A 9799-nucleotide genomic window follows, 5' to 3' on the forward strand; every position below is an offset into this window, starting at 1 on the left:
TCATAGATCGGATCACGTTCGTTCTCAAAGACCTCAATCATCCGGCCACATGAAGCCCCCCACTCGGCGATAAGCGCAGATTCGGGTTCTGTTCCTACCGTTATCAATGCCTCGTCACAGAGATCAAAGAGAACCATCACGAGCTCCTCCCAGAGTTCCGATTCAAATGAATGAATCTCACCGAGCATGATCCCAAGTCCTTTTCCTGTGGATGGAAGGAATACGTCGGCATTTCTGCCATCGATACAGATCGTCCCTTCAGGGTCGAGTCTGCCATTGATGATACCACGGGCGATGAGTGAGGCATCATTGTCATAGGCGAGGGGGTCCATCCCCATCTTTGAAACGATTGCTGAACCGATTCCGGAGCCGCAACAGCAGTCGATACACTGCCCGGAACCAGAACCACCCCATACTTCATGGATAAGAGACTCAAGTTTCCCGATCCGATCCGGAGGCACATCTTCAAAGGCCGGGAGTACGGTTGATTCGATCTCCGCTGCAAACGATCGACGAACAGCCCGTTCCCAGATGGGTCGTTCAATCTGATAGAGATCACCGCCGATCTCATCAAACCTGTCGATCTCTTCACCAGTAAGGGGCCGATACAGGCATGTCGTCGCCCACCATGACGACCCGTCAGCTGAGAGTGCAAGAGCAAGCGGATCATCTTCAGTATCAACCAGAAGACGTGCATGATCTCTCTTAACAGGCAGTGCCAGAAGATCGAAGAGGTGATCCGTCCCCGACAGGCACCCAAACGACGGCTCAACAAACGAAAGTGTGGGCACCTCAAATATCTCTGAAACATTCATTTCTTCTTCCTCCGGATAGTCAGCCCACCAACCGACCTGATGACACCTTCGACGGTGGCATTCTCATCCATCGTCACCCGGCGTCCCTCCACATTTCCAAGTACACGGACATTCTCCTCAATGATAAGATCATTCTTCGCCTCGACATTTCCATGAATCATCACACCTGAGGAGACCAAGACCGAATCTGTTGTCCGTATACTCCCAAAGAGAGTCGTATCAGAACCTATTGTTGCTTTTGGCCCTTTGATAAGGCCATGGAGCCTGCAGTGTGATCCGATCTGGATCGGCATCGCAACCTCAAGCCTTGACTCGTCAAGGAGAGAATGTGAAGGGAGGACAAGGGGATGGTCATCTGCTCCACAGAGATCATCGATAAACTGGTCGATCTCCTCCTCATGGTCGAGACGGAGCATCGTCATCACATAGAGTATGATGTAGAGGATCACAGGCATCGGGTTTCGAACCGCAATATCGCCGCGTGCATCAAACCCTTTCTCGATCGTGACATTATCACCGATATCAAGATTCCCCATCACAGAGAGCATGCCCCGGATAACAACACCCTCCCCGACATATGCATCACCATCGCAGACAAGGTTACCATCAATCTCACAGAAATTACCGATCCTGAGATCCCCTGCTGCTGTCACATCCCCTTTCAGATAACATGACTCGGCAATGAAGATGTCGTACCCTGAGATACCATACTCGATCCGTGAATGTTCACCGACGATGACATCTCCAGGCGCTTTTAAGATCCGTTCCTGAAGCTCTGTTCGGTCCGGTACTATACATCCTCTAAGTATTGCCGGATCTTCAGGCGTGATCTCTTCCATAATAACTTCGCTCCTCAGGCTCCGTATTTCTCTGATCTATTAATAAGATCAACGAGGATGGGCATAAGATCTCCCCCACGAATCCTGTTCTGACCCCCGGCGGCAGAGGAGATCTCATCAAAGGCAGTGACAGCGTCAACCCTAACACCAGGACCACGGATAATGATAGGAACCGGGTCTCCTGAATGATCCATCACCGAACAGGGTGTTGTGTGGTCACTGCAGATCGCAATTATCATGTCGGTCCGGGAGAGGAGGGGCGTCAGAGCTGCATCAATCACTTCGATGAAATCACGCTTCCCGATCGCCTTTCCATCGTGGCCAAACTCATCTGCACCTTTGATATTCAGAAGGACAAAATCCTTCCGCTCAAGTTCACTTTCTACAGCCCTGATCTTTGCGTTAAGATCAGAGTCGGCAGATCCGGTAATGCCGGGTACATTCACCCGTTCAAGACCAACAGCAGACCCGATACCGGAGATGAGTGCCGCAGCCGAGATCACACTTCCGGTCATCTTCCACTTCTCTGAAAAGGGCTCAAACCTTCCCATCACCCCGGCACCACGGATCAGAACAACATTGGCAGGCAGGAGACCATCTTCGGCTCTTTGTCTATTCAGAGGATGATCAGCCAGAATATCTGCAGACTGGCGAAGGAATTCATTTGCCACTTCTGCGGTATGAAGATCAGATCCCGCCTCGGTCATCGGCCGGATAGGAAGCGGCGGAAGCTGTTCATGCTTCGGATCGTTTGAGGTGACAGTGGCACCTAGACCTTCGCCACGAAATGCAAGGGCAGCACGGTGGCCGGCACCAGGTTCGAAGAAGAGATCCACGCCGCATTTCGAGAGATCAACACCTTCACGGATCGCATCACAGAGTACCCCCGTTGATGCGATTCGTCCGGCTCTCCGGTCGATGATGGAACCGTTCTTATCAAGGCTCGCAAAGTTTGCACGAAACCCGATCATACCCGGTTCCATACGGATTCCACACCCTTCAGCCTCTAGCGGCCCTCTGCCGGTATAGTACCGCTCCGGAGGATATCCAAGGAGGCTCAGGTGTGCGGTATCTGATCCCGGCCTGATACCCGGAGCTATTGTATCCATGATCCCACAGATGCCTTCTCGCGCGAGACGATCGAGGACCGGAGTCTCTGCCGCCTGAAGAGGAGTCTTACCATCGAGTATATCACAGGGGCGATCAGCTATCCCATCAAGCACTATAAGGAGTATCTTCTGCGCAGTCATCCTGCATAGAAGTTTACCTCACTATGTTATCAGTATGCCCCTTGATTAAGAAAAAAAATTATGCGGCGATGGCTGCAGCCTTCTCAGCAGCAGTCCTGACCGCTTCGCTTTTGATCACATCGATCCTTCGGATCGGGAAGATGGTCTTGGATTCTTTGAAGATGTCGCGGGATATATCACCGTTTACGGCAGCCTTCGCGAAGGTATCATAGTCCATCTCTGTTGCAAGACGGCTGACAACCTCAACCATCTTTGCGCGGATTGCATGAACCTGTGAGAGTTTCGCACGATTCAGAGTGAAGCAGGTGAGCGTCACCTGAATTTCACGGCCACCCTGCACTTTCTTCGTCAGAGTGGTGTCAATCCGCGATGTCCGCCGCTTCACGTGTGAGCGGAGATAGTCCCGGGTCACTTCATGACCGATGAACTCGGTGTATGCTGCATCGCCTGCGACATGGTTGATCCGAAACAGCATCTTAATGTACTGTTTGGAGTAGTCCTGCGTGATCTCACCGAGGGAGACCTTCATTACACGCCCGAGGAGGTTAGCAGTATCTGCTGACACTACATCGCCAATATACACTTTACCGAAGGACTCGGGGGTATAGACTTTGAACCAGCTCTTCGCCTTCCACCCTTCGACTCTTCGTCCAATCTGCTTCTTTTTTGCCATCGTATCACCTAATTACCATTATTCTGAAGATCCATGCCATCATCCAGTTTTGTTCCGTTCATTCTCTCGCAACAGAGCTCATCTGCAATTGAGAGGTTCATCAGATAATCATCCACCGATGCAGTGAGCGATCGGATCGGTTTGTCGATGATCACCATCTCGACATACTCCCCGGAGACGACTGTCCCCATACCCTGAAGATTGTCAGGAGAAAGACTCCCGGCAACACAGTCGGGTAATGAATGGCGGGATCTGATCCTGCCTGAGCCGATCAGCATACCTAAATCGCCTCCATAACCGCCTGCCTGAAGAGATCATCTTTCCCATGCGGTATCGTCGCACCAGCTCTTGAGAGATGGCCACCGCCACTTCCACCAACCGAAGATGCCGCCGTTCTGACGACAGTATCAAGGTTCAGATCGATGCCGGGCGGTGATCTCGCTGAAACCCGGCAAACCTCGCCTTCACCTGCAATGACAAAGACCGGAGAGGTCTGGACAAAGTCCTGGGAGAGGAGATCTGCAATATCGGATACAACTCCTGGATCATCCAGCCGATACCAGCCCGGTTCAATCTGAACGACTGATCGTAAGCCCTGAATAATCCTCTGCCGGAATGCAGAGAAGACATCCCATGCCTCCGAAAGACCCGCAGGATCTCCAAGGCAGAGGGATGCTGCCAGACCACCCCGGCCTGACTTTCCACAGGCATCAACAACTGCTGAAAGGGCAGGGGCCTGTGGGATCACCTCCCGTTCCAGATCATACACTTCTCCGAAGATGCGGAGGAGCGCATACTCTGATGCCTCCTCACCAACTTCAAGGATAAGACGTGAGAGGAAGAGAGAATCATCTTCAAGGGGTACTCCGGGATCGACTGTCTCGGATAACACCCTGCAGACCGGATCATTGCCGGTGATTGCAGGGAGATAGGGATCAGTAGAGAGGAGAAGGCGTTCAAAGAGCTGCCGACCCGCAAGCCTGAAACCATGCTTACTTGAGATGATCCCGTTTGCGATCCCATCATGCAGGATCTCCCGGTTCAGCCCGGAGAACTCCTGTCGATCTCCGATTACCCCAAGGAGTGCAAGACCCGCAAGGTCACGATTATCACCCAGATGCTGGGCAACAAGATACGCAGCCCCCGATGCAGAGAGTTCACGATCCCCGTCAACTCCATGAAGCCTTGGGTTAACGTGGAACTCACCTGTAAAAGAGGGGATGTGGTGATCAACAACCATGGTAGATCCCGGAAGATCCGAAAGAGATGAACCGAAATCACAGAGGAGAACGGGCCGATCAATTGGGATCATATCGGTTGTTATTGTTGGACGTATATGAAGATGAAACGGAACATGACATCTGGATAGTGCCGTACAGAGAATAGATGCCGCTGCAATCCCATCGGTATCGTGGTGGGCATAGACCTCCACAAAGCCTGTGGATTGCAGATGTTGTGCAAGTAGTTCTGCTGACGGCGAGAGTGGCATAATCTATCGTGACAGGAGAATCTCTGCAGTCTCCGGTTTGTATGTCCACCCTTTCGGGAGCTTTCCAGACTTAGTGTAATACCTGACCAGGCGGCGGACCTTTGACTCGGTCAGCTGGAGCTGGCGCTTGTTGTGGATATCCTTCTTGTTCTCCGCAAGGTGTTTGCGCATTCCAAGAGCTTTCTGCATCAGGTTTCTGAGATCTTCTGGGATCTCGGAGACCAGATCGTTCTCCTCAAAGATTGCACCAAGTCGCTTTCCGGTCACAAGTTTGATGTCGGGGACGCCATACTTGTCCCGGAGGGTCATCCCAATGAGAGAAGAGGAGAGACCTTCCTTCTTCATTCCGACGACTAACTTCTCGATCTCAGCGAGATCGGTATTGGACCATTCCGGAACATCCTTCCTGTGAGGACGAACAGAACCGGACGATCCTCTCCGTCGTGCATGCATTCGTGCCATGTGTACCTCTGTAATTGATAGCTGCCTGCGCTTGTGGTGCAGGAGTGTTCGGTGGTTACCGTTCACCGTAAGTCACGAAAAGAGCCGAAACTGACTCGTCGTAATCCCAAGCCCCCATTATGGGCAGTGCCATCGGGCACGTCGGACTTACCTCAGCCAGCACATTATGTGCGACGTACTACTAGAACAGATGAGACATTAAGAGTATCGGAAAGGGAGGGGACACCACCTCATTCTGAGAGGGTGTCTGCCCCCGGCGCCTCACGGATTGGCTGAGTGGAACGGCCGTCATGAACAGCAGAGAGATTGCATTCATCTATGAATGTGACATAGTCGTCAAACCAGTATGCAGAGGGGTTTCTCCGGCAGACGATGACCTTCCCCATCTCTTCGGGATCTGCCGCCTGATGATACTTCATCACAACATACTCGCCGGTACAGGCGACTATCTCGATCTTTCCGGTCGCATGGGACATCACAAACCGTGCACGTTTTGCGATCCCCGACACCATGGATCGTGCCTCTTCGAATATCCGGTAACTCTCCTCGAGCGGTACTGAATAGATGTGATTTCCATGTGTCGGGCGGCACTGGAAGACATAATAAGGAGACACTCCGATGAATGACAGTTTTCTGAAGAGTTCGGCCAGCACTTCACCTGAATCATTTATACCCCGAAGAATCGGTGTCTGATTCAGTATCATCACCCCGGCGGAAAGGAGAGCGGTGATCGCCTCTTCAGCCTGGGGTGTGATCTCACGCGGATGGGTGAACTGGCTCATCACATAGATCCTCCTGTCAGGGAGGCTGTATTCCCTCAGAAGATTGAGAAGTCCCTGATCCTCTGAGATCCTCATCGGATTGTACGCAGGCATCTTGCTCCCGATGCGGATGATACGAACATGATCGATGGTCCTGATATCAGTTATAATACGCCTGAGGGTTTCTGTTGGGAGCATAAGGGGATCACCACCCGAGAGGAGGACATTGGTCACCTCCGGGTGTTTTCTGACATAGGCAATTCCGGCAGTCACATCAGGGAAGACCTCTTCAGATCCTGCAACAAAGAGACGTTTCCTGAAGCAGTACCGGCAGAGACCCCCGCAGCGATCCGAGACCAGCAGAAGACCTGTTCGTGCATACTTATGCTGAAGACCGGGTGCAACAGTATAGGTCGACTCACCCGATGGATCCAGATCCCCTTCATCCATCTCGATCTCACCAGGATCAGGGATGATGAGCCTGCGGATCGGATCAAATGGATCTGACCAGTCGATGAGAGTCAGATAATATTCGGTCGCAGTGAATGAGAACCACTTCTCAACCTCACTGATCTCTTCCCGTTCATCCTTTGAGAGTTGTGGTATGTGAGCAACAGATCTAATATAGCGTGTTTTCATACAATTCACCTCCGTGACAATGTGTACCAGGTAAAAGGCACATGTATCGAAACGATCCACTCCGGAAAAGGGCATACAAAGAAGAATGCACCCGCAGGCGAGGGATCTCTACTATTGTAAAATATCAATATCCAATAGGGAGTTCTATTATTTAAAAGGTATGTAGCAAAGGGCAGATAGTGATTATATGAGCTTTAAATGAAAAATAGAGGACTTATAGAGGATTTAGCGTTTGGTTTTCCGGTCCTTTTTCTTTGACATCGAGATGAGATCAACAACATAACTTCCATCTTTTCCAACACCGATAACCCGTTCATCGCTTTTCGCAAGTTTTTCGATGTTCAACTCATAACTGCCGGGACCAACGATCCGAACACTCTCAACCCGATCATAGATATCGGCATGTTTCTTCTCGGGAGTCTTCACTTCAAGGACCGGTTCATTCGTCTCAAGAGCGATCTCCTGGATGGTCTTATCCTCAAGGACATCCTTATGCCTCACCCTCTCGCTGACATAGAGGAACTTCTTTCCATCACAGCTTGGACAGCCCCTGAGGATCTCGGTTGAGCCATCCCGAAACTCACGGCCGCACTGGGTGCATTTGTGAGGCATAGAGTGTTACCTGCCTGTGAGGGATGCCCAGGCAACCAGCCGATCCCGTTCTATCTTCAGCATCTTCAGCTGCCCGGCAGGGCCGATCACCGTCATTCTTCCCTGAGGTCTCTTCCCACCGAAGATCCTTGAAAATATACCGCCTGATTCAGCCTCTTTACCAGGATATGTCTCCATCTCAATCCCTGAAAATCCACCCGGACGGATCTCCATCATCGTCACCTCGACGAGCTTGCTCTGCTCATCCGGAGTCAGACCACGCTCCAGAACCACAATATTACCTAGCATGACAGAGTCAAGGATCGTCCGAATCTTCTCCATTGAGGTGAGGTTTGATAACCGGTCTGCAGATATAAGTTCAATCTGTACTCCCTGTATCATCCGAATCACCCGAAATGCTCTGTCATCAGATCATAGAGCTCAGTCATATTCGTCCCTTCAAGACCGGATACGGAGATGACCGGATGCTGTGGAAACGCGCTCTTGATACGCGAGGGTGCAGCATCCGGGAGATCGGTCTTATTGGCAACGATGACCACCGGAAGATTCCGGCTCTCAATGATCCCGACCATCATGATATTCACCTGCATAAACGGATCAAGTGTGCTGTCCATCACATAAATGACGCCATGAATATCTTCCCTGAGCCAGTGCATCGCCTCGGCAACACCTTCGGTTGCTTCACGTGCCCGTGATATTGCTTCATCCTGCTCAAGACCATACTCAAGAAACTCATGGTAATCGATCTTCGTCGTCACACCGGGCGTATCTACAATATCAAGAACGAGCGTGTTTCCATTTGCCCCGGTGATCACCACATCTTCCCTCCGCCGTGCCCTGCGTGTCTCATGTGGTATCTCGGAGACAGGCCCTATTGCATCACCGGAGCAGTCCCGAACTATACGGTTTGCAAGGGTGGTCTTCCCTGCATTCGGTGGCCCATAAATTCCGATCCGGGATCGCTGTCTTCGAAACAACATCTGAAAAAATTTACTTAGCCTCTGTTTTGCCCGACCGAACATACTCATCTGACATCCCCTTAATGCATGATAACTCTATCCGCGATAGTAACAGTACTCTTTTCGCTAATACTAATAATACTACCCCTTTATTATCTCTATTTTGCATGAAGTATACCTTTTTATAGAGAAAATCGAGTTCTCTGCCTGACGAATCATTTTAATATGGGCATGGCATAGTAGATGTGTTACCAGCTAAGAACGAATGAAGGAGGTGAAGATACAATGAAACAAAGTGACAACATGGACTTCGAAACACGCGTCCCGGTGCGGGAGGTGATGAAACTCCATCCGACCACAATTGACGCACATGCAACAACAGCCGAAGCAGCAAGAGCGATGTGTCATGACGAGGTCGGGAGCTGCATCGTGCTCCAGAACAACCTGCCCATCGGCATTGTAACAGAAGAGGACTTCAACTGCAAAGTAATGGCAAAAGACAAAAAGCCCGGCGAAGTACTGGTAAAGGATGTGATGAGCACACCGCTTATCACAATCGATGCAGATGCCGTTATTGCGGATGCCGCCAGGATGATGGTGAAGAACCGGGTCAGGCGGCTTCCTGTAGTGGATTCAGAGCAGAGAGTGATCGGAATGATCACAGTCCGGGATATTCTTGGTGTGGCAAATGAGATCAACGAGATTATGAGTGACCTGATCGTGATCAACCGGATGGAAAGCTACCATGCCGGAATTTGTGACCGATGCGGCAGCATGTCAGATGATCTCATCGAGATCGATACCCAGAATCTCTGCCCGGTCTGCCGGGATGAGGAGTCAATCACATGAAACTCGCTCGCGATCTGATGATCGATGTTGTATCTCTCCATAAAGATGAGTATGTTACCCGGGCACGGCAGGTACTCCGTGATGATGTTTATCGTGAAATCTACATCACCGATGAAAAGCAGCACCTTGCCGGGATGATAGACATCACAGATGTCCTTAAAGTCACCGATACCCGATCAAACGTGACCATCTCAGGGTTTATCCGTGAGGCGGCCGCCGTTACCATGGAGACCACTCTTGAAGAGGTGGCAAAAGCCATCCTTAAGGCCGGAGTGGATAGCACCGCAGTCATTAGAGATGATGGAAAGTTCATTGGAGCAATACTGCTCCGTGATCTCTTTCCTATTCTGGTCTCACGCCATGAGATCAACGGACTGACAGAAGATTCAATGACGAAACATGTCATCTGCTGTGACGCAGAAGACAGCATGCAGAAGGTATACTCCCTCAT

At 50.9% G+C, this 9799-nt stretch carries 13 protein-coding genes; 2 read left to right on the plus strand and 11 right to left on the minus strand.

Annotation, left to right across the window (positions count from 1 at the left end):
- The 11 genes from Q7V06_RS01650 to Q7V06_RS01700 all read right to left on the minus strand — a co-directional run.
- A partial coding sequence (locus Q7V06_RS01650) for a hypothetical protein (RefSeq protein ID WP_304837110.1) occupies positions 1 to 815 on the minus strand: 815 nt, incomplete at its 3' end.
- Complete coding sequence (locus tag Q7V06_RS01655) at positions 812 to 1654, minus strand: polymer-forming cytoskeletal protein (protein WP_304837114.1); 843 nt, start codon at positions 1652 to 1654, stop codon at positions 812 to 814. The genes Q7V06_RS01655 and Q7V06_RS01650, both read right to left, overlap by 4 nt.
- A 14-nt stretch (positions 1655 to 1668) precedes the next feature.
- Complete coding sequence (locus Q7V06_RS01660; RefSeq protein ID WP_304837117.1) at positions 1669 to 2904, minus strand: 2,3-bisphosphoglycerate-independent phosphoglycerate mutase; 1236 nt, start codon at positions 2902 to 2904, stop codon at positions 1669 to 1671.
- Positions 2905 to 2962: 58 nt separating this feature from the next.
- Positions 2963 to 3577, minus strand: a complete 615-nt coding sequence (locus tag Q7V06_RS01665) for a 30S ribosomal protein S3ae (RefSeq protein WP_304837120.1) — start codon at positions 3575 to 3577, stop codon at positions 2963 to 2965.
- Positions 3578 to 3585: 8 nt separating this feature from the next.
- Positions 3586 to 3855 carry a KEOPS complex subunit Pcc1 gene (locus Q7V06_RS01670; protein WP_304837122.1) on the minus strand — a complete coding sequence of 90 codons (270 nt, stop codon included), beginning with the start codon at positions 3853 to 3855 and terminating at the stop codon, positions 3586 to 3588.
- Between the two features lie 2 nt (positions 3856 to 3857).
- A complete protein-coding gene (locus Q7V06_RS01675) occupies positions 3858 to 5066 on the minus strand; it encodes a DHH family phosphoesterase (RefSeq protein WP_304837125.1) in 1209 nt (402 codons plus the stop codon).
- Between the two features lie 3 nt (positions 5067 to 5069).
- On the minus strand, positions 5070 to 5528 hold the full coding sequence (locus Q7V06_RS01680; RefSeq protein WP_304837128.1) for a 30S ribosomal protein S15: 459 nt from the start codon (positions 5526 to 5528) through the stop codon (positions 5070 to 5072).
- A gap of 230 nt (positions 5529 to 5758) precedes the next feature.
- A complete protein-coding gene (locus tag Q7V06_RS01685) occupies positions 5759 to 6928 on the minus strand; it encodes a KamA family radical SAM protein (protein ID WP_304837131.1) in 1170 nt (389 codons plus the stop codon).
- 225 nt (positions 6929 to 7153) lie between these two features.
- Complete coding sequence (locus Q7V06_RS01690; protein WP_304837135.1) at positions 7154 to 7540, minus strand: Zn-ribbon domain-containing protein; 387 nt, start codon at positions 7538 to 7540, stop codon at positions 7154 to 7156.
- 6 nt (positions 7541 to 7546) lie between these two features.
- A complete protein-coding gene (locus Q7V06_RS01695) occupies positions 7547 to 7921 on the minus strand; it encodes a DUF2073 domain-containing protein (RefSeq protein WP_304837138.1) in 375 nt (124 codons plus the stop codon).
- 5 nt (positions 7922 to 7926) lie between these two features.
- Complete coding sequence (locus Q7V06_RS01700; RefSeq protein ID WP_370650793.1) at positions 7927 to 8520, minus strand: Era-like GTP-binding protein; 594 nt, start codon at positions 8518 to 8520, stop codon at positions 7927 to 7929.
- A gap of 264 nt (positions 8521 to 8784) precedes the next feature.
- Between Q7V06_RS01700 and Q7V06_RS01705 the strand changes: the two genes are divergently transcribed.
- Both Q7V06_RS01705 and Q7V06_RS01710 read left to right on the plus strand, forming a co-directional pair.
- Positions 8785 to 9348, plus strand: a complete 564-nt coding sequence (locus Q7V06_RS01705) for a cyclic nucleotide-binding/CBS domain-containing protein (RefSeq protein WP_304837144.1) — start codon at positions 8785 to 8787, stop codon at positions 9346 to 9348.
- On the plus strand, positions 9345 to 9799 hold a 455-nt coding region (locus Q7V06_RS01710; protein ID WP_304837147.1), incomplete at its 3' end, for an HPP family protein. The genes Q7V06_RS01705 and Q7V06_RS01710, both read left to right, overlap by 4 nt.

This window comes from Methanocalculus sp. (assembly GCF_030651615.1).
GTDB lineage: Archaea > Halobacteriota > Methanomicrobia > Methanomicrobiales > Methanocorpusculaceae > Methanocalculus.